The organism is uncultured Gimesia sp. (assembly GCF_963976445.1).
Classification (GTDB): domain Bacteria; phylum Planctomycetota; class Planctomycetia; order Planctomycetales; family Planctomycetaceae; genus Gimesia.
Genome location: NZ_CAXBKP010000001.1, coordinates 234,401 through 258,182, shown reverse-complemented (window position 1 = coordinate 258,182; position 23,782 = coordinate 234,401). Strand labels below are relative to the sequence as shown.

General features: G+C 48.4%; 20 protein-coding genes. 15 read left to right on the top strand and 5 right to left on the bottom strand.

Annotation, left to right across the window (positions count from 1 at the left end; all coding sequences use genetic code 11):
* Window positions 1–258: 258 nt before the first annotated feature.
* The 12 genes from AAC022_RS01035 to hslU all read left to right on the top strand — a co-directional run bounded on the left by AAC022_RS01035 (window position 259) and on the right by hslU (window position 16,806).
* Window positions 259–672, top strand: coding sequence for a hypothetical protein (locus AAC022_RS01035; RefSeq protein WP_339727129.1), 414 nt, complete (start codon window positions 259–261; stop codon window positions 670–672).
* A 136-nt stretch (window positions 673–808) separates the two neighbouring features.
* Complete coding sequence (locus AAC022_RS01030) at window positions 809–2,128, top strand: neutral/alkaline non-lysosomal ceramidase N-terminal domain-containing protein (RefSeq protein ID WP_339727128.1); 1,320 nt, start codon at window positions 809–811, stop codon at window positions 2,126–2,128.
* A 704-nt stretch (window positions 2,129–2,832) separates the two neighbouring features.
* The gene (locus AAC022_RS01025; protein ID WP_339727127.1) at window positions 2,833–4,893 is read left to right on the top strand and encodes a serine protein kinase; all 2,061 of its coding nucleotides are present in this window, start codon (window positions 2,833–2,835) and stop codon (window positions 4,891–4,893) included.
* A 107-nt stretch (window positions 4,894–5,000) separates the two neighbouring features.
* Window positions 5,001–6,107, top strand: a complete 1,107-nt coding sequence (locus AAC022_RS01020; RefSeq protein WP_339727125.1) for a DUF444 family protein — start codon at window positions 5,001–5,003, stop codon at window positions 6,105–6,107.
* Window positions 6,108–6,189: 82 nt separating this feature from the next.
* Window positions 6,190–7,719, top strand: a complete 1,530-nt coding sequence (locus AAC022_RS01015) for a SpoVR family protein (protein WP_339727123.1) — start codon at window positions 6,190–6,192, stop codon at window positions 7,717–7,719.
* 24 nt (window positions 7,720–7,743) lie between these two features.
* Window positions 7,744–8,238: a hypothetical protein gene (locus AAC022_RS01010; RefSeq protein ID WP_339727121.1), complete on the top strand. Its 495-nt coding sequence runs from the start codon at window positions 7,744–7,746 to the stop codon at window positions 8,236–8,238.
* Window positions 8,239–8,400: 162 nt separating this feature from the next.
* Window positions 8,401–9,210, top strand: coding sequence for an IclR family transcriptional regulator (locus tag AAC022_RS01005; protein WP_339727118.1), 810 nt, complete (start codon window positions 8,401–8,403; stop codon window positions 9,208–9,210).
* 29 nt (window positions 9,211–9,239) lie between these two features.
* The gene (locus tag AAC022_RS01000) at window positions 9,240–10,391 is read left to right on the top strand and encodes an aminotransferase class V-fold PLP-dependent enzyme (RefSeq protein WP_339727116.1); all 1,152 of its coding nucleotides are present in this window, start codon (window positions 9,240–9,242) and stop codon (window positions 10,389–10,391) included.
* A 215-nt stretch (window positions 10,392–10,606) separates the two neighbouring features.
* The gene (locus tag AAC022_RS00995; RefSeq protein ID WP_339727114.1) at window positions 10,607–13,102 is read left to right on the top strand and encodes a PSD1 and planctomycete cytochrome C domain-containing protein; all 2,496 of its coding nucleotides are present in this window, start codon (window positions 10,607–10,609) and stop codon (window positions 13,100–13,102) included.
* Window positions 13,103–13,164: 62 nt separating this feature from the next.
* Window positions 13,165–14,583, top strand: coding sequence for a DUF1501 domain-containing protein (locus AAC022_RS00990; RefSeq protein WP_339727112.1), 1,419 nt, complete (start codon window positions 13,165–13,167; stop codon window positions 14,581–14,583).
* Between the two features lie 310 nt (window positions 14,584–14,893).
* Window positions 14,894–15,454, top strand: coding sequence for an ATP-dependent protease subunit HslV (hslV, locus tag AAC022_RS00985; protein ID WP_339727110.1), 561 nt, complete (start codon window positions 14,894–14,896; stop codon window positions 15,452–15,454).
* Entirely contained in the window at window positions 15,442–16,806 is a 1,365-nt protein-coding gene (gene hslU, locus AAC022_RS00980) for an ATP-dependent protease ATPase subunit HslU (protein WP_339727109.1), read from the top strand. Before hslV ends, hslU begins: the two co-directional genes overlap by 13 nt.
* 92 nt (window positions 16,807–16,898) lie before the next feature.
* Here hslU and AAC022_RS00975 read toward each other — a convergent pair whose 3' ends face one another.
* The 5 genes from AAC022_RS00975 to AAC022_RS00955 form a co-directional block, all read right to left on the bottom strand.
* A complete protein-coding gene (locus tag AAC022_RS00975) occupies window positions 16,899–17,378 on the bottom strand; it encodes a hypothetical protein (RefSeq protein WP_339727107.1) in 480 nt (159 codons plus the stop codon).
* Window positions 17,379–17,427: 49 nt separating this feature from the next.
* The gene (locus AAC022_RS00970) at window positions 17,428–18,381 is read right to left on the bottom strand and encodes a DUF1559 domain-containing protein (RefSeq protein ID WP_339727105.1); all 954 of its coding nucleotides are present in this window, start codon (window positions 18,379–18,381) and stop codon (window positions 17,428–17,430) included.
* Between the two features lie 295 nt (window positions 18,382–18,676).
* Window positions 18,677–19,585: a DUF1559 domain-containing protein gene (locus tag AAC022_RS00965; protein WP_339727102.1), complete on the bottom strand. Its 909-nt coding sequence runs from the start codon at window positions 19,583–19,585 to the stop codon at window positions 18,677–18,679.
* Window positions 19,586–19,895: 310 nt separating this feature from the next.
* The gene (locus tag AAC022_RS00960; protein WP_339727100.1) at window positions 19,896–20,357 is read right to left on the bottom strand and encodes a hypothetical protein; all 462 of its coding nucleotides are present in this window, start codon (window positions 20,355–20,357) and stop codon (window positions 19,896–19,898) included.
* A gap of 57 nt (window positions 20,358–20,414) precedes the next feature.
* Window positions 20,415–21,371, bottom strand: a complete 957-nt coding sequence (locus tag AAC022_RS00955) for a DUF1559 domain-containing protein (RefSeq protein ID WP_339727098.1) — start codon at window positions 21,369–21,371, stop codon at window positions 20,415–20,417.
* A 306-nt stretch (window positions 21,372–21,677) separates the two neighbouring features.
* Here AAC022_RS00955 and AAC022_RS00950 point away from each other — a divergent pair, with 306 nt between their 5' ends.
* Genes AAC022_RS00950 through AAC022_RS00940 form a run of 3 tightly spaced genes read left to right on the top strand, consistent with a single transcriptional unit; the run spans window position 21,678 to window position 23,695 of the window.
* Window positions 21,678–21,944 (top strand): zinc ribbon domain-containing protein, encoded by a 267-nt coding sequence (locus AAC022_RS00950; RefSeq protein WP_339727096.1) that lies wholly within the window; start codon window positions 21,678–21,680, stop codon window positions 21,942–21,944.
* Window positions 21,945–21,961: 17 nt separating this feature from the next.
* Window positions 21,962–22,588, top strand: a complete 627-nt coding sequence (locus AAC022_RS00945) for a Maf family protein (protein ID WP_339727093.1) — start codon at window positions 21,962–21,964, stop codon at window positions 22,586–22,588.
* A gap of 36 nt (window positions 22,589–22,624) precedes the next feature.
* Window positions 22,625–23,695: a tRNA-dihydrouridine synthase gene (locus tag AAC022_RS00940; protein WP_339727091.1), complete on the top strand. Its 1,071-nt coding sequence runs from the start codon at window positions 22,625–22,627 to the stop codon at window positions 23,693–23,695.
* Window positions 23,696–23,782 lie beyond the last annotated feature (87 nt).

The following is a 23,782-nucleotide window of genomic DNA, read 5'->3' as shown; positions in this document are numbered from 1 at the left end:
TCCCATTGTTTTAGAAGCAGCTTCAGGTTTCTTCAGGCACGATTTGGGTGCATTGTCTGGAATGTGCTACGGAGGGACAAGTCAGATTATTGCAGAAGATGAACAACAACAAATTGTATTCGCATCTAATACCATCAATCAGGCTCTGTTCTCATCTCACCAGTTGATTAAGTGGGCGGCCTTGGCTACTATACTGAGTTACATATGTGGTGTTGGGCGAATAAACAAATGACGCTGTTGTTTAATAGGACTAGTATCGTGAAGTCTCTAAACACTGTTTTTCTCTTTGCTATTTTGTTGGCAGGTCTCACTTCAATTCTCTTTTTAAGTGCAGGAGTAGAAGAGCAAGGATCTCCCCAACGCACTTCTGAGCAGACCGTTCCCACTTCGAATGTGATGCATCCTAAAGTAACGATGTGTATGTACGTGCAAAGTGCCGAGATAACAAACGAAGGGGTTTTACATTTTGTAACTCTCAATAGTGGTGGTACCAGATACTATTACTTCAATGCCAAAAATAGGAATATTGTAATCGTGGAAACAACGGAAATTGAACCGAATCAGATTAGAATGGAAGATCTTGAGCACGGTGTGCTGCTGATCGCTGTTCCAGAAGCACTCAATCTCGATATTGAAAAATTTGGTAAATCCGAGCCAGTTCAAAACCAATAGACTCTGTATGAGACTTCGTTTTTCAGCAGCAATATTATAGGATCAATTCTGCTGGTTTCATCCCTGTTGTTCCTGAATCGGGGCAGATTGAATTCAGTATTGAACAGTTTATTGAAAAATGGAAGCGAAGATCGCCATGTTAAGAACACTTTTGTTTTGTCTGTTGGGACTCATTTTTTCTGATCAGGCAGAGTTAGAAGCAGGTGACTGGAAAGTCGGCATGGCACGCGTCGATATCACGCCGACCAAAAAAATCTGGCTCGGCGGTTACGCTTCTCGCAAAAAGCCGGCTGAGGGAACAACGCATCCCTTATGGGCCAAAACGCTGGTATTCGAAGACCAGCAGGGAAACCGGGCCGCGATTGTCACAACCGACCTGATTGGGTTGACGCGGGAACTTTCCGATGCGGTCGGAAAACGAGTCGCTCAGAAAACAGGGATCACCCGCGAGCAGATTTTGCTAAATTGCTCGCACACGCATAGCAGCCCGGTCGTGCGAGGTTGTGCGGCGTTGGCCTATGATTTGAGCCTCGCGCATCAGAAAGACGTCGACGAGTATGCAAAGCAACTCGAGGACAATCTAGTCAAGGTAATCGTCCAGGCCAGTCAGACATTATCGGAGGCATCGCTAAGCTATGGCGAAGAGCGGGCCACGTTTGCCATCAATCGACGTGGCCGGATCAACCCGGATGGCCCCGTTGATCATACGGTTCCCGTGCTGCGAATTAACGATGCAGCCGGCAACATGCGGGCGGTCCTGTTCGGCTATGCCTGCCATAATACAACGATCGCGTTGTTCGAATATTGTGGCGACTACGCCGGCTTTGCTCAGGTGGCGCTTGAGAAAAAATACCCGGGAACGATGGCGCTGTTCATGCTCGGCTGCGGCGGTGATGCGAATCCTGAGCCGCGTGGCACACTCGCACTGGCAGAGCAGCATGGAAATTCCCTGGCGAAAGCAGTGGAGCGGGCCGTTGAGCAACCACTGGAACCGATTCAGGGGCCGCTGACCGTCAAAATGAAGCGAACCGATCTACCGTTTGTCGATCCTCCTTCGAAAACGGAACTGATAAAACAGCAGGGAAAGGGAGACGTCTATTCACAGCGTCTGACGAAGTATCTGTTGAATCAACTGGAACAGCAGGGCGCAATTGCATCCTCTTATCCTTTCTCCGTGCAGGTGATCGAGTTTGGTGATGACCTGACGTTAATTGGTTTGGGCGGTGAAACTGTGATCGATTATTCCATTCGGCTGCACGAAGAATTATCTGACCGCCGGATCTGGGTAGCCGGTTACTGTAATGAAGTCTTCGCCTATGTACCTTCAGAACGTGTTCTAAAAGAAGGCGGCTATGAAGGGGGCGGTGCGATGAAGTACTTCGGTTTTCACGGCCCCTTTAAACCTGGCATGGAAGATCGCATTATTCAACTCGTGCACTCTCTGGTGACGCCGTAGAATGCTGTGTAAGCATCGCTCAAACGCATGAGAGTATTTTTCATTTCTCGATTGAATGTAAAATTACTCTGAATGCCTCCTGCTACTGAAGATCATACGCACAAAATCTAAAAACGCATTTGCGGTTCTAAGCGTAGTCATGTTTGCAGGTAAGGTAGAATCTCGCTTGATAAAATCGTCACAGTTCCAGTCTGTCTAATCTGAAAAGAAACAATACATTCAGGAGTCCTCTCTTTTTATTGTGCTGATCAGAGTGTTTTATGTGATGTTTCTCTAACTGCCTGTTATTTAGTAACTTACTGAGTCTTTTGTTTGATACGCAATAAAGAACAATTTTGACGAATCAAAGATTGCTATTGTCTCAAGCAGAGGCGTCGGAAATAATAGAACTGCTCGAAACGTTGTAACAGTCACTTACATCCCTGTGTGGCATGCTCTGAGAGCAGTCGAGTCACGTCCACACGATAATCCCTGATTCACAATTAGGTGTTGGCCATGGATGGTCTTAAAACAACCTCGTCACAGATTTGTTTTTGTATGAGGGAACTTTCCCTGCGCGGACTGTGTCTCGTACTTACAAAATTTCGGTCTTTGTGAAAGGCAGTTGAACTTTAGAAAAACTCTTCAATCAAATCACCTCGAACTAACTGGCCGATAATTCGACCTGCTTGAATGCAGGTCGCCACGCCAGGAGGAGAAATCCCATGGAAAATGGTCGATCAATCTTAAATCAAATCTCTGGTCAGCTTAACGCTGACTCGTTTCTTCAGGAACATTGGCAGGGGACTTTTGATGAGTACCTCGATCTTGTTCGAGAAGACCCCAAGGTAACGCGAACGGCGTTCCAACGCGTATATGACATGGTCATGAGCTATGGAACTTATCCCGTGGAAGGCAAAAAAAGCCTGATTCGTTATCGCTTCTTTGATGATCCGGTGAATGACGGACGCGATGGAATCTTCGGCCTTTCGAAACCGTTAATGGATCTCGTGAACGTCTTCAAGTCGGCTGCTCTCAAATATGGTAGCGAACGCCGCGTTCTGTTGCTGCACGGCCCGGTAGGGAGTTCCAAAAGTACCATCGCCCGTTTGTTAAAGCAGGGATTGGAACGCTATTCCCGCATCGAAGAAGGCGCCTTGTATAGCTTCGGCTGGAAAGAAGAAGACGGATCAATTCAATGGGACCCCATGAATAGTGAGCCCCTGCAGTTGATTCCGGTAAAACATCGACCGGAAATCTGCGATTATCTGAATCAGGGACGCGATCCCAACAAAGAAACAGATTACATCGTGGAAATCGCCGGCGAAGTCTGCCCGTTAAGCCGATTCCTATTCAACGAAAAACTGGAACAAGCCAACGGTGACTGGACCAAAGTCATGGATCAGATCGTCGTCAAGCGGATCACGTTTTCCGAACAGGATCGGATCGGCATTGGAACGTTCCAGCCTAAGGATGAGAAAAACCAGGACTCCACCGAATTAACGGGGGATATCAATTATCGTAAAATCGCGGAGTTTGGCAGCGAGAGCGATCCGCGTGCATTCAATTTTGATGGTGAGTTCAATGTCTCCAACCGAGGTCTGATTGAATTTATCGAAGTACTCAAACTCGATGTGGCCTTTCTGTATGATCTCCTTGGTGCCTCGCAGGAACACAAGATTAAGCCGAAGAAGTTTGCTCAGACCGATATTGATACGGTGATTATCGGCCATACGAATGAACCGGAATATCGTCGTCTGCAGTCGAATGAGTTTATGGAAGCACTCCGCGACCGAACGGTGAAAATAGATGTGCCGTATGTCACGAAGCTGAGTGAAGAAATTAAAATCTATGAGAAGGACTACAATAGCAAACGCGTCCGTGGCAAACATATTGCCCCGCATACGCTGGAAATTGCAGCAATGTGGGCCGTACTGACTCGCCTGGAAACACCCAAGCATCACGGCTTGACGCTGGTTCAGAAAATGAATCTGTATAACGGGAAATCGTTAACCGGCTTCACGACGGAGAATGTGGAACAACTTCGCAAGGAAGCCAAGTCGGAAGGTCTGTTCGGGATTTCTCCCCGCTATGTGCAGGATAAAATATCGAATGCACTGGTTGTGAATTCGCATAGTTCGAATTTGAATCCATTCATGCTGTTGAATGAACTGGAAGAAGGTCTGAAGCACCATTCATTGATTGCCAATGAAGACATGCGTGATCATTACCGCCAGTTGATTACCGTCGTGAAGGAAGAGTATACCGACATCGTGAAGAATGAAGTACAGCGTGCGATCGCCGCTGACGAAGAAGCACTCACGCGACTCTGCGGTAACTATCTCGATAGCGTCAAAGCTTACACGCAGAAAGAACGTGTGAAAAATAAATTTACGGGTGAATACGAAGAGCCGGATGAACGGTTGATGCGATCAATCGAAGAACGCATCGATATTCCGGAAACCCGGAAAGACGACTTCCGCCGTGAGATCATGAATTACATTGGTGCCCTGTCGATGGACGGGAAAACCTTCGATTACAAAACCAATGAACGTTTGCAGAAGGCCCTTGAAATGAAACTGTTCGAGGACCAAAAAGATACGATCAAATTAACCAGCCTGGTATCGAATGTGGTCGATGCGGACACGCAGGAAAAAATCGATATCGTCAAAGCCCGGTTAATTCGAAATTACGGTTATGACGAGGAATCAGCGACTGACGTTCTACAGTATGTGGCCAGCATTTTTGCTCGCGGCGATACAAAAAAGAACAGTGACGCCGCCTGATCTGATTGTCTATGTTTATTAACTCACAAGAAAGTCAGCCGGGAGAAGTAAGATTAGATTTAGAGCCGACTAACTCTGATTCCCTGTTTTGAAAGGGGCTCAATCACATGGTACGCAGAATTGATCGTGACCAGCAACGGTTCGAGAAAATTATCAAAGGGAAAGTGCGACAGCAGCTCAGAAAATACATCAATCATGGTGAAATGATTGGTCGTAAAGGACGAGAGACCGTCAGCATTCCCGTACCCAATATCGAGATTCCCCATTTTCAACACGGTGAAAAAGGGAGTGGCGGCGTCGGGCAGGGTGAAGGTGAAGTCGGACAGCCCATCGGGCGAGGAAAGTCTGATGGCGACGGTCAAGGGCAAGCGGGCAATGAGAAAGGCCAGCACATTCGGGAGGTGGAGTTAACCCTCGAAGAACTGGCCGATATGCTCGGCGAAGCTCTCGAACTGCCGCGGATCGAACCCAAGGGAGACAACCAACTCACTTCGAAAAAAGACCGCTATACATCCATCAGTCCGACTGGCCCGGATTCGTTAAGACATTTTAAGCGAACCTATAAGCGGGCGCTCAAACGGATGATTGCGACGAATAATTACAATCCCAAAGATCCGCTGATTGTTCCGACCAAAGATGATGAGCGGTTTCGCAGCTGGAAAACGGTTTCCGAGCCGCACACGAATGCTGCTGTGATTTATATGATGGATGTGTCCGGGTCAATGACCGATGTCCAAAAAGAAATTGTCCGCACGGAATCCTTCTGGATCGATACGTGGCTCAAGCGTCAATATAACGGGATCGAACGCCGTTACATTGTGCATGACGCCGTAGCTCATGAAGTGGATGAGGATACGTTTTACCGCATTCGCGAGAGTGGGGGAACGCGTATCTCATCCGCTTACCGGGCAGCCGACCAGATTATTAAACGAGACTTCCCTCCTTCGTTGTGGAACATTTACTGCTTCCAGTTTTCCGACGGAGACAACTGGGGAGAAGATAACACGGAGTGTATCGAGAATCTGAAACAGAACATTATTCCAATCTGTAATCTCTTCTGTTATGGACAGGTCAGAAGTCCGTATGGCTCGGGAGATTTTATCAAGGAACTGCGTAAGGTCGAAGAAGAGTTTGAAAATCTGATTCTGTCCGAGATCGACGACAAGGAAGCCATTTACGGTTCAATAAAAACGTTTCTGGGAACCGGAAAATAGAATTAACAGTATGTGCTGCCTTCAAAAGCAGCACGCAATCAGCCGGTGGTTCAAACCGCAGTGATTACTGACGGAGGCTCATATGGTAGTAACAACGCATCGCCCCTTACCCAAGGAATTAAGCGACATCCAGCAGGAGATGGAGCAACATGCGCTCGATTATGGACTCGATTTTTTCAAGACAATCTTCGAAGTGCTCGATTACGAAGAACTGAGCATGTTTGCCGCCTATGGTGGGTTCCCGGTTCGCTATCCGCATTGGAAATTTGGTGCGCAGTATGACGAACTGATGAAAGGCTACTCTTATGGCCTGCAAAAAATCTACGAAATGGTGATTAACACGGACCCCTGTTATGCGTACTTGTTGAGTGCGAATGACATCACCGATCAGAAACTGGTGATCGCTCACGTTTATGGGCACTGTGACTTTTTCAAGAACAATGCCTGGTTTTCGCATACGAATCGCAAGATGCTCGATCAGATGGCCAATCATGCCACGCGAATGAATCGCCATATTGATACGCACGGCTATGAAAACGTAGAAATATTTATCGATACCTGCCTCTCGCTGGAGAGCCTGATTGATCCCTATGCGCCACATATAAAACGTGACGCAAAAGTAGAGACCAAGGAAGAATCAAAACGAAAAATGGATGAGCAAGGCGAAGCTCCAGACGGCCGTTTCCCCGCCAAGAACTATATGGATCGCTACATCAACCCGGAAGAAGTGCTCGAAGAAGAAGCGAGTCAGAAACGCCAGAAAGCCCGGGAGATGTCGGATCAGCTGAAATTCCCCAAAGAACGTCTGCGAGATGTATTGTACTTTTTGATTCAGTATGCGCCACTGGAAGACTGGCAGCGGGATGTGTTGACAATCATTCGGGATGAAGCATACTACTTTGCACCGCAAGGCCAGACTAAGATCATGAACGAAGGTTGGGCCAGTTTCTGGCATTCGACCATCATGACTCGGCACGGTCTGACAGACGAAGGACTTATCAACTACGCGGACCATCACAGTGGTACGATGGCGACCAGCCCGAATCGATTGAATCCGTATAAGTTGGGCATTGAACTGCTGAAAGATATTGAAGAACGTTGGAATAAAGGACAATTCGGCCCTGAGTATGAAGACTGCACCGACATGTTCGAAAAAGAACGCTGGGACAAAGATCTCGGCCTGGGAAGAGAGAAAATCTTTGAAGTACGTCGCATTCACAACGACATTACGTTTATCGATACGTTTCTGACTCCCGAATTCTGTTATAAGAATCAGATGTTTTCCTTTGCGTATAACGACTCCAATAAGACGTACGATATTCAGTCTCGCGAATTTGAACAGATCAAACTGCAACTGTTAAATAGTCTCAGCAATCATGGGCGGCCTGTGATTTATGTGCAGGATGCCAACTATAAGAATCGAGGCGAACTTTATCTCGAACATGAATTCCTGGGAGTTGAACTCAAGTTGGACTATGCCCAGGATACGCTGGTCAATCTGCATCGCATCTGGAAACGGCCCGTAAATATTGAAACCGTCGTTGATGATCGGCCTACGATTCTGAGCTATGACGGGAAAACACATCACACCGATTCAAAAGAAAAAACCTAATATCCTCGTAAGGAGGATTTCACGATGTCCGTACTTAATCAACTAAATCACGAATTGAAACAGTTAACCGGATTTCAATCGGCTCAGCCAACGACCGTCACTCTGGCTGCGAAAGGGAAAATTGAAATCAACATCGATTTTACCTCCGTCGATTCCATGAGCTGTTCGTTCCAGGAAATCCGCGTTAACGTTCCGTCATTATCACAGTCGACTTATGACAAGTTGAAAGAATGGGGGCAAAAACTCTGTCAGCGGATCACTTATCTGTTAGAGAATATCGGTCCGCTCGAATACGACGAAGATGCCGGTCAGGTTCTCATTCGTTCGACGCCACCGGACCAGAATCAGGCAGGAACTCAGTTTTATGAAATCATCCTCTCCTCCCACGCCAATGGGAACTTCAGCTTGAAACGCTTTGCCAGTCAGCAGGGGCAGGGAGGTCGTAGCCAGGTCGATTTACAGCTCACACACGAAGTTCTGCGCAAGCTTGTCGAAGATCTGGTCGATACCGTTCTCTGAGCTTGCTGTTCCCGGGGAAATACTCTCTGAAATCCAATTTGATGTTACAACGCCTTAAGTGCTAATTCGCTTAAGGCGTTTTTGTTTATAGACTTAGGTCTAGGTGTGTAAACTTGGATTTCGTGCTTGACGAACGGTGTTTTATATGTAAAATCATATTTTATGAGTAAAACATTAGAGAGAACTGAGCAAAGAATATCGTATCGGGTACCTGCTCTCGAGAAGGGGCTTGAGGTTCTGGAGTTATTGTCCGGGATCTCGCGGCCACTCTCTCTGACAGACATTGCAGACCGTCTGGGGCGAACCAAACAGGAGCTGTTTCGCGTGATGGCGTGTTTGAATGAGCAGGGGTATTTGATCCGGGATGCCAATCAAGGTTACCGGATGAGTACGAAGCTGTTCGAGCTGGGAGCCAAACATGCCAGCACCGAAGCACTGATTGCCCGTGCGACACCGCATATGGAAGCGTTAACGCAGGAACTCAAAGAGTCATGCCATCTGAATATTGTAGTTCGCAATAAGATGCTGGTGATTGCCCGTGTCGATTGCGACGCCGATGTCTCACTGGCTGTGAGAATCGGTGCCAGCTTCAAGTTGCATGAGCGAAACAGCGGCCATGTCGCACTCTCATTTCTGCCGGAAGAACAGCGACAGAAATACTGGGAGCAACACGAGCTTTCGTCCAGTCAGATTGGCGGGTGGGAGTCAGACTATAATGGCATCAGGCGAGCCGGTTTTCGTACGATGGAAAGTACTCTGATTGTCGGCGTTCAGGATACAGCGACGCCGATCCTTGGAGCCGATGGACGACTGCTGGCCGTGTTGTGTATTTCCCATATATTACGAGTCGGTGAGCCCGACGACAGTCAGCGGATTTCTTCCACCATGCTGGACTGTGCGCAGGCAATCTCAAGTGAATTCGGACCAACGACGATTAATAAGTCGGACATTGAAGCTCACACTGTCAACTGAAATAAGCGGGTGAATCGAACGGAGTTTTCATGCTGGATCAACAAAAACGACAACAGGACTTTCCCAGTTTGTCGGAACGCGTCTATTTAAATAGCGCCGCCGAGGGGATTCCCCCGCTGGCAGTGGGAGAAGCATTTCAGCAGTATTTTCAGGATAAACTCCTGGGAATGGACGGCCGCACCCTGCATGAAGCACAGTGGGATGCCGCCAAAGCGTTAGTCGCGCAAATGTACGGCCTGAGTTCAAACGAAGTCAGTATCTGCTCCTGTAGTTCCGAAGCATTCAACCTGGCGTATCTGGCATTGCAGCTCAAAGCGGGTGATGAAGTCATCGTCAGTGATTTAGACTTCCCCGCCAGTTATACCTTCGGCTTACAACAAAGCTGTCCAGCGACGACGAAGGTCTGGAAAGCCCGCGACTGGGAATTGCATCTGGATGATTTACAGGCACTACTGAATGAGAAAACACGCGTGGTGAGTATCTCGCTCGTCAGTTTTTTTAACGGCTTCAAAATACCGTTGAAGGAAGTCATCCAGACGATTCGCCAGCATTCGTCCGCTCTAATTGCACTGGACGTCACGCAGGCCCTGGGGCGCATTCCCCTCGATCTGGAAGGCATCGACCTGGTTATCAGCAGCACGCATAAATGGATTCTGGCTTCACATGGCGGCGGTCTTGTCGGTGTCCCTTCATCGAGGGCAAATGAGTGGACCGTGCCTGCGGGGGGCTGGTTCAATCTGAAAGATGCCTTTGGCGATCAGCGTTTTGAAAAAGCGGAAAGCCTGCCGGGCGCAGCCAGCTTTACGGTGGGCATGCCAAACTATCCGGCCGTGTATGCCATTCGCGCGGCGTTGGACTATATCACTAAGACCGGTGTCGAAAATATCAATCGGGCGGCAACACCCCTCGTTGAAGCGTGCCTGGAAGGCCTTAAGCAGACATCCGTCGAACTGATTTCACCCACACAGTCGGAAAACCTGGCGGGCATCATTGCGTTTCAGCACCCAGAAGCCGAACGAATTTATCAACACTTACACAGTAAACAAATCCATCCCATGTATCACGCGGGACGAATTCGTGTTGCCTTGCATGGTTACAATACGCTGGAGGATGTGGAAACATTCCTGCGCGAGTTACATGTGGCACTATCGAAAAGTTATATCGGAAATGCGGCAAGTTAGCCCCAAAATCGGTCAAAATATTGCCTGGAAACCATTTAAAATATGTATTTTTGCTGATTTCTGAACCAAATGGAATATAATAGTAAGGTAAGCATAAATTCATTCTTCAAACATTCTTACCTTCACGCACAAGCCACCAATTGTTGGGGTGAGAGATAAGCGCTCATCAAATAAAATGTGGTTCCTACCTCAAACTGCTGGGAATAATAATGAAGATGCCTGCTCGTTTACGAGATCGTTTCTTTTCGTTCGTAAAACCGTCTCCCGCCGGGTTATTGATCGCAGTCGTTGTGTTGAGTGTTTCTCAAGTCTCTGCAGCAGAGAAGCAATCGAATCCGCAACAGATTCAGTTTTTTGAAGCAAAGATCCGGCCGCTCTTAATCAAACACTGTTACGACTGCCATGGGGCAGATGAGCAGGAGTCCGGGTTACGCGTCGATACATTCAAAGGCATCGCCCAAGGTGGCAAAGCGGGTTCTCTGCTTGTTCCCGGTAAACCAGAACAAAGCTTGTTGATCACGGCTGTGAAATATCAATCGTCGGATTTACAGATGCCACCCGATGAGAAACTGAGCAAGCAGGAAATCGAAGATCTAACCAACTGGGTCAAAATGGGCGCGCCTTATCCTAATGCGGATCTCAGTCTGCTCCGGCCGTCCAGTAAAAAAGGAAATTATGACCTGGAAAAAGAACGTCAGTTCTGGTCCTTTCAGCCGGTTAAAAAGTCGGCACTGCCTGCTGTTAAACAAAAGGACTGGGTGAAAACTCCGATCGACCAGTTTGTATTACAAAAACTGGAACAGGCCGGACTGACGCCTGCGAAACCTGCTGATAAACGCACGCTGATTCGCCGGACGACATTCGACCTAACCGGACTGCCGCCGACGCCCGAAGAGATTGATGAATTTCTGAACGATACATCACCACAGGCATTTGAGAATGTCGTGGATCGTTTGCTTGCGTCACCCCATTATGGCGAGCACTGGGGACGGCACTGGTTAGACATTGCCCGCTATGCCGATTCCAATGGCCTGGACGAAAATATTGCCTTTGGCAACGCTTGGAAATATCGCGACTACGTTGTCAATGCGTTGAACAAAGACAAACCCTATGATCTGTTTCTCAAAGAACAATTGGCCGGTGATCTACTGGAACCCGCTAAGAATGTCGAAGAACGCAATGAGCGTTTGACTGCGACCGGTTTCCTGTCACTGGGCCCCAAAGTTTTAGCTGAAGTCGATGAAACCAAAATGGAGATGGATATCATTGACGAGCAGATCAACACGATCGGCGTCTCCCTGATGGGGATGACGATAGGTTGTGCCCGCTGCCACGATCACAAATTCGATCCCATTTCGGCCCACGATTATTACGGCATGGCAGGAATCTTGAAAAGCACCAAAACAATGGAGCATTACAAGAAGATCGCCCGCTGGCATGAAAATTCACTCGCCACCGAAGCAGAACTCAAAGAGCAGGCCGACTGGGACCAGAATATCAAAGCGGAAGAAACTAAAATCGCCGCCCTGGTGAAATCGGAAAACGAACGCCTGCTGAAAGAAGGGGGGAAAGATTTTAAACTGCCGAAGAAACCAGAGCCCTCTTATTCCAAAGATGCAAAAGCAGAACTCAAAACAATTCGCGATAAAGTGGCATCGTTGAAAAAAGAACGCCCCGAGGTTCCCACTGCACTCGGCGCAACCGAACGGGAAATTATCGATGTTCCTATTCATATTCGAGGCAGCCATCTGACATTGGGGGATACGGTTCCGCGACATGTTCCTGTCGTTCTGAGCCCACAGTCACAAAAACCATTTTCGAAAGAGCAGAGCGGTCGTTTGAAGTTCGCGGAATGGCTTACGAGCCGCGACCATCCGCTTGCATCGCGCGTCTTTGTGAACCGCGTCTGGCGCTGGCACTTTGGTAAAGGAATCGTCGCGACCCCGGATAACTTCGGAAAACTGGGTGCGAAACCGACGAACCAACCTTTGCTCGACTGGATGGCCGCCAGTTTGATGGACGAGGGCTGGTCGATTAAAAAACTGCATCGCATGATTCTGCTTTCGAATACCTGGCAGATGAGTAGTGAATTCAATGAGAAAGCCGCCAGCATCGATCCTGAGAATAGTCTGATGTGGCGGGTCGATGTCCGTCGTCTGGATGCCGAATCTATTCGGGATTCAATTCTGTCAGTCAGTGACGGGCTGGATCCGACAATGGGGGGCTCACTACTGACGGTTGAGAACCGTGCGTTTGTCTTTAATCATGAATCCAAAGATGCCGTGACGTATGATTTTAACAGACGATCAATTTATCTCCCGGTGATTCGAAACCATCTGTTCGGCATGTTTATGTTGTTTGACTATGCGGATGCCAGTGTATTAAATGGCAATCGCTCCTCAACCACCGTGGCACCACAGGCGCTGTTTCTGTTGAATAGCCACCTCGTCGAAGAGGCTTCACAGCGTATGGCGGATGAGGTGTTGCATCAGACGGCATTATCTCCAGAACAAAAGATTCAACAACTGTTTTTAAAATCGTTTGGACGTGTACCGACGGAATTAGAAGTCAGCAAATCATTGCAGTTCCTCGATGAGCTGGATAATGAGTTGCAGGCGGAGCAAACCGATTCAGAGAAACGCATCCATCGCAGCTGGCAGGTGCTCTGTCAGTCCCTGTTTGCATCGAGTGAATTTATCTATCTCAGATAACCTGGATGCGAGACAAACTTGAATAACAAAGTCATAACTATAGAGATCAATCGAGAGACGCCATGAGCATCCTACCTCAATCACTATTTTCCCGCCGCGATCTGTTGAAAAAATCAGCCGTTGGTTTTGGGAACCTCGCGTTGCTGTCGATGTTAAATGAGGAAACGCAGGCTGCATCCGCCAAAGATCCATTGTCCCCGAAAGAGCCGCATTTCACACCGCGGGCCAAACGTGTGATCTTCCTGTTCATGAAGGGGGGGCCGTCCCACATGGATACGTTTGATTACAAGCCTCAACTGCAGAAGTATGATGGTAAACCGTTCCCGTTTGATAAACCTCGCGTCCAGTTTGCACCGACCGGAAACTTGTTGAAATCGCCGTGGAAGTTCAAGCAGTATGGCGAAAGTGGAATTCACGTCAGTGAACTCTTTCCGAATGTTGCTGAATGCGTGGATGATCTTTGTATCATCAACTCGTTACATGGAACCAACGCCGCACATGGGGGCGCTTCGCTCAAACTGCATACCGGCAGTGATGCATTTGTGCGTCCCAGTATCGGGTCGTGGGTGACGTATGGTCTGGGGACGGAGAACCAGAACCTGCCGGGGTTTATTACCATCTGCCCGACGCTCGCCCACGGTGGCGTAAAGAACTGGAGTTCTGCCTTCCTGCCGGCGCCCTACCAGGGAACGCCGCTCGGAAATGCTGCGGTTGCAGCCAAGCAGGCTCAGATTGAATATATCAAAAACAATTTTCTTTCTCGTAAAGTACAACGCAAGCAGGTTGAATTCCTGAACGATTTAAATCGCCTCCATCAGGACGAGACCGGACCGAATCAAATTTTGGAAGACCGCATTGGTTCGTTTGAACTTGCGTTCCGCATGCAGGAAGAAGTGCCACAGATCCAGGATATCTCGGGAGAAACCGAAGCCACGCGGAAGATGTATGGTCTGGACGAAGAGAAAACCGCTGACTTCGGTCGCCAGTGTCTGATGGCACGCCGTTTTGCCGAACGGGGAGTGCGCTTCATTCAAGTATCGCACAGTGACCAGAAAGTACAGTGGGATCAGCACGGCAATCTTTTGGAAGGTCACGGTAAAAATGCGAAAGAGGTCGATAAGCCAATCGCCGGGTTATTGAAAGACCTCAAGCAACGCGGTTTGTTGAAAGATACGCTGGTTGTCTGGGGGGGCGAATTTGGCCGCACACCCACCGCGCAAGGGAAAAATGGTCGTGATCATAACCCGGAAGGATTCACCATGTGGCTGGCCGGAGGCGGCGTCAAAGGTGGACTCAAGTATGGCGCCACCGATGAATTTGGCTACTACGCAACCAAAGATAAAATGCACATTCATGACTTCCATGCCACGCTGCTGCATCTATTGGGCATGAATCATGAAAAACTGACCTATCGCTACGCGGGACGCGACTTCCGTTTGACCGATGTTGCCGGTCATGTGGCGCATGGAATCCTTGCCTGATTGGTTTGTTCATCTGATCGTCGCAGATGGAATCTGAAAAACCCTCTTTTTGAAAAAATGGAGGGTTTTTTAATGCGCGGTGAACCTGCGACGGTGATCCTGCGTACTCATAATCAGGGAGAATCAGGATCATGGTTCCTTTGGGCGAAATCAATCTGCTATTGGCGAGAGACATTGAAAATCGCAATCTCTGCAGACTATGATTCAGGTTGAGTGACCTTGCATGTCCGGGGGCTCTGATCTATGGTGTTCCTGCGTGGCTTTTGCCGGGTTTTTGTATCAGCATTGATTTATGAAATGTGAAGCAGTTATGAGTTCAAAAGACAAAAAAAGATGGCGTTCCACGACGATTTTAACCGTCCGACATAAGGGGCAGGTTGCCATTGGCGGTGATGGGCAAGTGACTCATGGTAATACGGTGATGAAAAGCGACACGCGCAAGATTCGCAAAATCCTCGATGGGCAAGTCATTTGTGGGTTTGCCGGCTCGACCGCAGACGCCTTCTCGTTACTCGAACGGTTTGAAGTCAAAGCCAAGGATTATCCAGGGAATATGCCACGCGCTGCGACGGAACTCGCCCGCGACTGGCGGACCGACCGGATACTGCGAAAACTGGAAGCATTAATCGTGGTTGTTAATCCTGAGCATAGCCTGCTGATTACAGGGCAGGGCGATGTGGTGATTCCCTCAGACGGGATTATCGGCATTGGCTCAGGTGGTAACTATGCGACAGCTGCCGCCCGGGCACTCGTCGCTCATTCAGATTTGTCGGCTGCCGAAATTGTAAAAACATCTTTAGGTATCGCATCAGAAATCGATATCTATACGAATAATAATATCATCGTGGAGGAGCTTCCGTGCAAGAGTTAACGCCGCGACAGATTGTCGCAGAGCTGGATAAACACATTGTTGGTCAGGATGACGCAAAACGCGCTGTCGCGATTGCCCTGCGGAATCGCTGGCGCTGGCAGCAACTTCCGGAAGAACTTCGTAAGGAAATTACTCCCAAAAATATCATCATGATCGGGCCTACCGGCGTCGGGAAAACAGAAATTACCCGTCGCCTGGCTCGGTTGATCGATGCACCGTTTATCAAAGTTGAAGCAACCAAATATACAGAAGTCGGCTATTACGGTCGCGATGTTGAGAGCATGGTCCGCGATCTGGTCGATTCGGCAAAGAATCTGGTTCGCGAAAAGAAACGTGTTGAACTGGTCGATAAGGCACAAGTCCGCGTTGAAGAACGACTGCTCGATCTGCTGGTACCGCGCCCGGAATGGGATTCTTCTTATAGTGAATCGACAGAAGAGGGAAAAGAAGACGATTCTAAAGAACGCTATGAACGCACGCGCGACAAGTTTCGCAAAATGTTGAAGAATGGAGAGCTGGAAGAGAAAGAGGTCGAGATTTCGATTGACCCAAAAAGCTCTCCCGTGCAGGTATTCTCCAATATGGGTATGGACCAGATGGACGTCGATCTGCAGGGCATGTTCGAGAAAATCATGCCACAACAGAGCAAGAGTCGCAAGCTGACGGTCGCAGAAGCACGCAAAGTACTGCTGGAGCAGGAAGTGGAAGGCTTGATGGATAAGGACGCGATTGCCGAAGAAGCGATCGAACTGGCAGAACGTAGCGGGATTGTCTTTATCGACGAACTCGACAAAATCTGTACGTCCGAAGAAGGCGGGAGCCGTGGCGGTGATGTAAGTCGACAGGGAGTCCAGCGCGATTTACTTCCCATTGTCGAAGGCACGACCGTGCAGACGCGAAGTGGTTCTGTAAAGACTGATTATATGCTGTTTATCGCAGCGGGCGCTTTTCACCGGACAAAGCCTTCCGACTTGATGCCTGAACTTCAGGGACGCTTTCCGATTCGCGTGGAACTGCAGGAGCTGACCCGTGATGACTTCCTGAGAATATTAACAGAGCCATCCAGTTCGATTACGATGCAGTACCAGGCGTTGCTGAAAACGGAAGGGCTGAAGATTAAGTTCGCACAAGACGGCCTGGAAGAGCTGGCAGAAATTGCGTTTCAGGTGAATCAAACGACACAGAATATCGGTGCACGACGGCTGCATACGATTCTGGAGCGTCTGTTAGAAGAGGTCAGTTTTGAAGCACCAGACCTGAAGACGAAAAAACTGACCATTGACGCCGCTTATGTGAAGGAAAAACTGCACGCCATCGTTGAAGATGAAGATCTCAGTAAATTCATCCTGTAATTCAGATCATTGTGAGTTTTCAAAACCAAGGCATCCCGACGACTTGCGTGGGGATGCCTTGAATGAAAACAGAGTCTGTAACGGCAGAGTGATTATTTCTTCGGTTTCTTTTTTGTCTTTGAGTTCACAGGAACTTCCAGTTCGATTTGGGAATCCTCTTTGGGAAGCTCTTTTTTAATTTCAATGTTACTAAATAGAGCTTTTCCTTCGAGTGTCGGTTCACCAACGTCTGATGCTGGAATCGGGACTCCATCAAATCCTGAGATGGTAAAAATATAAGCGCCTCCCACGACTCCCTTGTCCGTTGCTACTGTGAATTTTCCCTGGTCAATCGTGGCATAGCCACCCGGTCCTTTATTACCTGCAGCGGGATCCGGGCGAAATGCGATTTCACCTTTCGGAACCGGATTACCGTCGTAGGTAACAGTTCCCTCTAATTGAAAACGCTGAGGACCATCTGTATTCTCCCCCCCTCCACAGCCTGAAACCAATAGGCATGAGAGCAGGCAACTGGAAACGAATAATGTTCGTTTTACATCGATGATCGGTAGTCTGAGCTGAGAGTACAGCATTGAATGATTCCTGAATCAAAGTGAGATTTTAGGTAAAAGCCAGTGTGAATTAAAACTCACCGATGACTGCACCGTCGTTGCGTTGAGCCAGGAGATGATAGGTGTTGAGATCCATGTTTTCGCTGATAAAACGTACGGAACCGTCGCCTAGAGTGACATGACAACCTCCGATGTGGAAACTGCCAAACAAGCGAGAGAACTCATTGATAGTGTCATGATCTCCTGCATGACCAGCGACAGAATTAATCTGCAATTGTGCCGCGACCAGTGCATAAGTATTTCCGCTGGCATCAAGTTTTGTACCTGCTGCCCAACCGGCGTGAATATTGTCACCACGACTTTGAGGATTCAGGCCGTATTTTGATTCAGCTAAGAGAAATGTATTCGTTGTCCCATCGGTCACATCGCGAATTCTTACGTTAGACTGATGATGTAACAGGCCATTGGTATAAAAGACACGTCTTCCTAACTGAGTACTACAAGCAGGAGTCGTACCACCTCCCTGAACGCCGAAGTAGTTGAGATTATTCACACCTGATCCGGAATTAGGGTCGGACGGGCACTGGTACTTATTCACTCCAAGTTTAAACGCATTATGATTAGCGGTCACTCCCGGAACATTAGAAGATGTTGTGAACTTACCTTCAAAGTTAAAGGTATTATAGCGAGGTGCTTCATCCATGTAGGGCAGAACCATCACGGTCCAGGGAGCGCGTGCATCTGCTGTCGGGGTAGAACACCAGGTGCTGCCATTGAATGAAAAAGAGGAGCTGGCCGAAATTGAACCGGGAGGAAAGCTGCGGTGGGTATCATGATAATTGTGTAATGCCAGTCCGAGTTGTTTCATATTATTTTTGCAGGTACTGCGTCGTGCGGCTTCACGAGCCTGTTGTACAGCCGGCAGTAACAGAGCAATCAGGATCGCAATGATCGCGATCACAACAAGTAATTCGATCAGTGTAAAACCGGACCGGAAGCGCAGTTTTGATGTGCGAGGCTGCATCGTCTCTCCTTGGAATGTCGAATATGAGGACCAAGACTAAAAGGTCATTTAGAGCTGATATCGTTTGGAAGGAATATCAAAAGAAATGGACTTTTGTTGGAATGTGCGTAAATTATAAGTGGAGTGTCAGGCACTCCCAATACAGGTTGTGTCAAAATAAATTTAATTTATGCGAATAGGAAATCGATTCTTCAGAACGACTTAAAATGAGAACCTTAATAAATATAATTAAGTCGTTTCGGTCCTAAATCGTCGAAAAATGACATGTGCAATATGTCACTACTAAAGCTTTCGTTCAGAATTCGCCAATCACATTTCCGTCACTGATGCTTCCCAGGTTTTCGTAGGTGGTGCCGTCAATATTTTCGCTCAAAAAGCGAACTGCCCCATCGCCTAACAGGAAGTGTGCTCCTCCCGTGTGGGTGCTGCTGAAAGCCCATTCCCGGGTTCCGTTGATTAGCGCGGCCGGATGATTTTCGGTGAGCCAGACGACAGAGGCGGTTTTTCCATTATCGTAATATCCAACCCAGATGCCGCCGTTATAGGTGTTACTTCCCACACGGCCTCGGGTGGTTTCTCCAATCATGGTTGTATTGCTGGCACCATCGGTGATGTCACGCAGACGTGTGCTACTGTTTGACGAAAAAGATCCATCGCCGGCGGCGGTGTTGTGCGGATTGGAATTCACTGTTCTATTGATGCCTCTGGTCCCGTAAACTCCTTTGTAATTCGAAGTCGCATGGCCGCCTCGATCGGAGTTCAGCTTACTACCTGAATCGGAAGGGCAGCGAAAGATCGGAATCGTCGTCTTGGAGGCATCTGAAGGGGGGACGACCAGCTGCGTACTCCGCACATCAAGTGCATTGTAGAGAGTCGCCTGCTCAATGAAGGGGAGTAACATTGTTCCCCAGCCCCAGCCGGGACGACAGCCACTGGGGGCCGTTGAATTGGCCTGGCAGGTTGAAGCTGTTGATGGCTGAGCCCAGCCTGAAGGAAAGCAGCGGTGGGTTTCATGGTAATTATGCAGGGCAATCCCGACTTGCTTCAGATTATTTTTGCACGTGCTACGTCGTGCCGCTTCACGGGCCTGTTGTACGGCAGGAAGTAATAAAGCGATTAAGATCGCGATAATGGCGATCACGACGAGTAATTCGATCAAAGTAAATCCACGCCGCTTGGCCGGATTTAACAGGGTAAACTGCATCAAGACTCTCCAGTATGTTGAATGAGAAATAGCGAATGATTTTAATATGTACAAAAAGTGTGTTGGCTGATGAGTGAGACCAGGCTGTGAGACATTTCTGACTGGAGCTTAATATCCAGGAATGCCGATGTGAGAAGCGCATAGATGAAATGGTCTGTGTAATTCAACGTCATTCAATAAAGACGACAACTCGGTGTTGAATACCGAATGATTTCAATATCTCACGCGCAAAAATGAAAATTCACAAATCAGAATCGTGTCGGGGAGGGAGAGATTTGAATCAGCGCAGGTTGCGATGCGGAAAAAATAGCTACTTATTCTTTGGGACAGGAATTTCCAGCTCGATTTCGGAATCTTCTTTTGGTAGCACTTTTTTGATTTCAACATTGGCAAAGAGCATTTTACCCGTTTCACTCGGTTCACCAAAGTCCGGGGTCGCTATTGGAACTCCGTCATAACCGGTGATCGAAAAGATATAATCGCCGCCGACGACTCCTTTGTCAGCTTCTACTTTAAATTTGCCTTGCTCGATCACAGCGTATCCACCCGGACCCCGATTACCGGCTGAAGGATCCGGGCGAAAGGAAATCTCTCCTTTGGGCACCGGGGTACCTTCGAAAATCACAGTTCCCTCGAGCCCATAACGTTGGGGGCCGTCCGTATTTTGTCCTCCGCCGCATCCTGTCAGCAACAGGCAGATATAAACAAGACAGCACGCCGCTAAAGCCTGATTGATACGAGTACGGAAAACAGAAAGACCGATACGAATCATGCGAAAATTCCTGAATCAAAGTCTGCGGGAAATGGAGAACAGGTGGGAGTCAGTTCATTAAAATTCACCAACAACTTCTCCGTCATCACGCTGAGCCAGGAGGTGATAAGTGTTGAGATCCATATTTTCGCTGATAAAACGGACAGAGCCATCACCAAGAGTCACATGGCAACCCCCTACATGAAAACTGCCAAACAAACGCGAAAACTGATTGATGGTATCCTGTTTCCCCGCATGGCCGGGAATAGAATTGATTTGTAATTCTGCTGCGACCATTGTGTAGGGATTTCCGTACGAATCGAGTTTGGTACCAGAGGCCCAACCAGCGTGAATTCCGTCCCCACGACTTTTAGGGTTCAATCCATATTTTGATTCCGCTAACAGAAACGTATTCGTCGTTCCATCGGTGACATCGCGAACTCGGACATTTGAGTTAAGATGTAACATACCATTGATATAGAACACACGCCCTCCGGACTGATTACTACAGACTGGAGTCGGCCCCCCTCCCTGAACACCAAAGTAATTCAGGTTATTGACACCCGATCCGGAATTCGAATCGGAGGGGCACTGGAATTTATTCAGGCCCCGTTTAAACGCGTTAAAATTTGTCGTCGAACCGGGAACATTAGAGGATGTTGGAAATGTGCTTTCAAAATCGAACGTATTGTAACGCGGGGCTTCATCCATGTAAGGCAGCACCATGACGGTCCAGGGAGCACGCGCGTTTGTTAGGGGAGCGGAACACCATGTAGTACCACTAAAGGAAAATGACGGACTGGCGGCAATCGAACCGGGAGGAAAGGTCCGATGAGTATCATGGTAGTTATGAAGTGCTAACCCAAGTTGTTTCATATTATTTTTGCAGGTACTGCGACGCGCTGCTTCACGTGCCTGTTGCACCGCAGGAAGTAGTAAGGCAATCAAAATCGCAATGATCGCAATTACGACGAGAAGTTCAATCAGCGTAAAGCCGGACCGTTTACCTGGGGGTGATGTGCGAAGCGGCATCATTTCTCCTTGGCTGGTAAGCTAGCTATGGAAGTAAAAAAATAAAGAATGGCATCAATCTGGATGGGGGGAATTAAAATACCCGTAATCATGCATACATGTCTATTATAGACAGTTGGGGATATGTTTCTCAACATTATTTACACGAAAAAAACGCCGGAATCGCCTTGGAATAATAAATATTCCTGAAACTGTTGTATGATTGGTTTGCAAATCCTTGAACCATACTAGACTCCCCGTCATAGTCATTTTGTTTTGACTGAACACTTCGAAAAACAGGCAGGCAGAAATTTCTGAAAGCAGACAGGTATGAATCAAAGCTGGGGCGATGACGATGACGATGACGACGAAGCGGAGTGGGACGACGATTCAGAATTTGATGACGATGATGAAACCGAAACGGTGGTCTGTTCCAACTGCGGGGCAGAGATCTATGAAGATGCGGTCTCTTGCCCGATTTGTGGTGAGTATGTCACGAAAAATACCCATCCTTTCAGTGAACGCCCAAGCTGGTGGATTACGCTGGGCGTGATAGGGGTGATCGCCACCATTTTGAGTTTAATATTTCTGTCTTGATCTAAAGAGAGTGGAAAATGACGTTTGAAAAGATCATTCTGGGGTCCCGATCTCCACGTCGAAAAGAGTTGCTCTCGCAAATCATTCCGGAAGCGTCGATTGAAATTATTCCGCCACTCAATTCCGAAGAGGCAGGCTTTGATCGGCTTTGTGATCTGGATGCCATTCAACAGAGACTGATTTCGATTTGCACCACCAAAAACAACGATGTCTTTCAGCAGGTCAATCAGGGAGGAACAGTCACCGGACTGATTTTAACTGCGGATACAATCGTGGTCATTCAGCGACAAGATTCAAGCTATCTCGTATTGGGGCAACCTCCCGCAGGACCGGAATGGAAACAGACGGTTCGAGACTGGTTTTTAGAAGACTTTGCGGGGAAGACTCACCGTGTCATCACGGGACTCTGTGTTCGCGAAGCAGGGCAGCTGAGAACAGAAATATCGCAAACCTTTGTGACCTTTCATGATCGGGATTACGTGCATAGACATCTGGAATGGTATCTTTCTTTAGAGGAATCTGTGGGCAAGGCCGGCGGTTATGCAGTTCAGGGGGCAGGCAGTATTTTTGTGAGCCGTATTGAAGGAAGCCTGTCGAATGTAGTAGGATTACCGCTGGAAAACATATTAAGGTTACTCAATTAAACGCCTGCGTGGTTAGATCGAAGTAAAAACCGTCTCATGTCTCTGATCAAATGGAGTTCCACGGAATCTCCAGAAATCCAAATTGGTAATCGACTGCTTAGCTCTCGTTACTTTCTGTCACCACTGGCCGGATATACGCAGCATGCATTCCGCGTTGCATTACGTGAAATAGGGGGCGTGGGCTTATGTACCACCGATCTGGTGCTGGCTTCGCAAATGCTTTCCCGCAGTCGCAAAGCGAAGGCACTGCTGAAAACCTCTGCAGAAGACAACCCGCTGACAGTACAAATTTTTAGCGGCATCGCTTCAGAGTTGGTAGTCGGTGCACGCTGGTTAGAGCAGCAGGGCTATGAAGCCGTCGACATCAACATGGGCTGCCCGATGGCTAAGGTCAATGGAAATGGAGGCGGCGCGCGGATTATGTGTGCGCCGGATGCGGCCTGTCAGATGGTGGCTGATGTCGTCGATGCGGTTTCCATTCCCGTGACTGTCAAAATGCGTCTCGGCTGGGACCGGGATTCCATTACCGCACCACTGCTGGCCAGAGAATTCGAAAAAGCCGGCGTGGCCGCGATTACCATTCACGGTCGGACGCGCAATCAGGGATTTGGCGGAACCGTTGATCTCGACGGGATCAGGCAGACGGTGGAAGCCGTCCAGCAGATTCCTGTGGTTGGTAACGGCGATGTTTGCACCGTCGAAGATGCATTTCACATGAGAAACGAAACAGGCTGTGAAGCGGTTTCCATCGGGCGCGGGGCCATGATGGATCCGTGGATATTTCGTAAAATTGAACAGACGGTAAAGGGTGAAGCACTGGTCTCAGAACCGACGATGGAAGAGCAGCTTCAATTTCTGGTGCGCCATTTTACTCTGATGGTCGAACAGCATGACGACTATGGTTGCATGCTGGTCCGTAAATTTGCCGCCTGGTACGGAGCCCGGCTGGGGATTCCCGAAGATCTGGAAGACCGGTTGCGACGGATTGAGTCGATTGATGAGTTTCATGATATCGTCGCGCAAATTCGTCTGCGACATGGCGAGCGCGCGTCTTCCGTTCCTACGGCATTAATCAGAACACCGAATGGTCCGGTGGAACGTTGGTAAACAGCTTGCTGAATCGCGTTCGTTAAAAAAAGGCGGCCTCTCTGAAAGCAAAGAGGCCGCCTTAAATTTTAGTCTTGGGTGTCGGTA

What these genes read in the sequence shown, in the direction of transcription:
- AAC022_RS01015 (WP_339727123.1), top strand. Translation starts at nt 6,190, where the DNA reads ATGGTAGTAACAACGCATCGCCCCTTACCCAAGGAATTAAGCGACATC.
- AAC022_RS00960 (WP_339727100.1), bottom strand. Translation starts at nt 20,357, where the DNA reads ATGATTCGTATCGGTCTTTCTGTTTTCCGTACTCGTATCAATCAGGCT.
- AAC022_RS00955 (WP_339727098.1), bottom strand. Translation starts at nt 21,371, where the DNA reads ATGATGCCGCTTCGCACATCACCCCCAGGTAAACGGTCCGGCTTTACG.
- AAC022_RS00945 (WP_339727093.1), top strand. Translation starts at nt 21,962, where the DNA reads ATGACGTTTGAAAAGATCATTCTGGGGTCCCGATCTCCACGTCGAAAA.
- AAC022_RS00975 (WP_339727107.1), bottom strand. Translation starts at nt 17,378, where the DNA reads ATGCTGTACTCTCAGCTCAGACTACCGATCATCGATGTAAAACGAACA.
- AAC022_RS01010 (WP_339727121.1), top strand. Translation starts at nt 7,744, where the DNA reads ATGTCCGTACTTAATCAACTAAATCACGAATTGAAACAGTTAACCGGA.
- AAC022_RS00995 (WP_339727114.1), top strand. Translation starts at nt 10,607, where the DNA reads ATGCCTGCTCGTTTACGAGATCGTTTCTTTTCGTTCGTAAAACCGTCT.
- AAC022_RS01025 (WP_339727127.1), top strand. Translation starts at nt 2,833, where the DNA reads ATGGAAAATGGTCGATCAATCTTAAATCAAATCTCTGGTCAGCTTAAC.
- AAC022_RS01000 (WP_339727116.1), top strand. Translation starts at nt 9,240, where the DNA reads ATGCTGGATCAACAAAAACGACAACAGGACTTTCCCAGTTTGTCGGAA.
- AAC022_RS01020 (WP_339727125.1), top strand. Translation starts at nt 5,001, where the DNA reads ATGGTACGCAGAATTGATCGTGACCAGCAACGGTTCGAGAAAATTATC.
- AAC022_RS00965 (WP_339727102.1), bottom strand. Translation starts at nt 19,585, where the DNA reads ATGCAGTTTACCCTGTTAAATCCGGCCAAGCGGCGTGGATTTACTTTG.
- AAC022_RS00970 (WP_339727105.1), bottom strand. Translation starts at nt 18,381, where the DNA reads ATGCAGCCTCGCACATCAAAACTGCGCTTCCGGTCCGGTTTTACACTG.
- AAC022_RS00940 (WP_339727091.1), top strand. Translation starts at nt 22,625, where the DNA reads ATGTCTCTGATCAAATGGAGTTCCACGGAATCTCCAGAAATCCAAATT.
- AAC022_RS01005 (WP_339727118.1), top strand. Translation starts at nt 8,401, where the DNA reads ATGAGTAAAACATTAGAGAGAACTGAGCAAAGAATATCGTATCGGGTA.
- AAC022_RS00990 (WP_339727112.1), top strand. Translation starts at nt 13,165, where the DNA reads ATGAGCATCCTACCTCAATCACTATTTTCCCGCCGCGATCTGTTGAAA.
- AAC022_RS00950 (WP_339727096.1), top strand. Translation starts at nt 21,678, where the DNA reads ATGAATCAAAGCTGGGGCGATGACGATGACGATGACGACGAAGCGGAG.
- hslV (WP_339727110.1), top strand. Translation starts at nt 14,894, where the DNA reads ATGAGTTCAAAAGACAAAAAAAGATGGCGTTCCACGACGATTTTAACC.
- AAC022_RS01030 (WP_339727128.1), top strand. Translation starts at nt 809, where the DNA reads ATGTTAAGAACACTTTTGTTTTGTCTGTTGGGACTCATTTTTTCTGAT.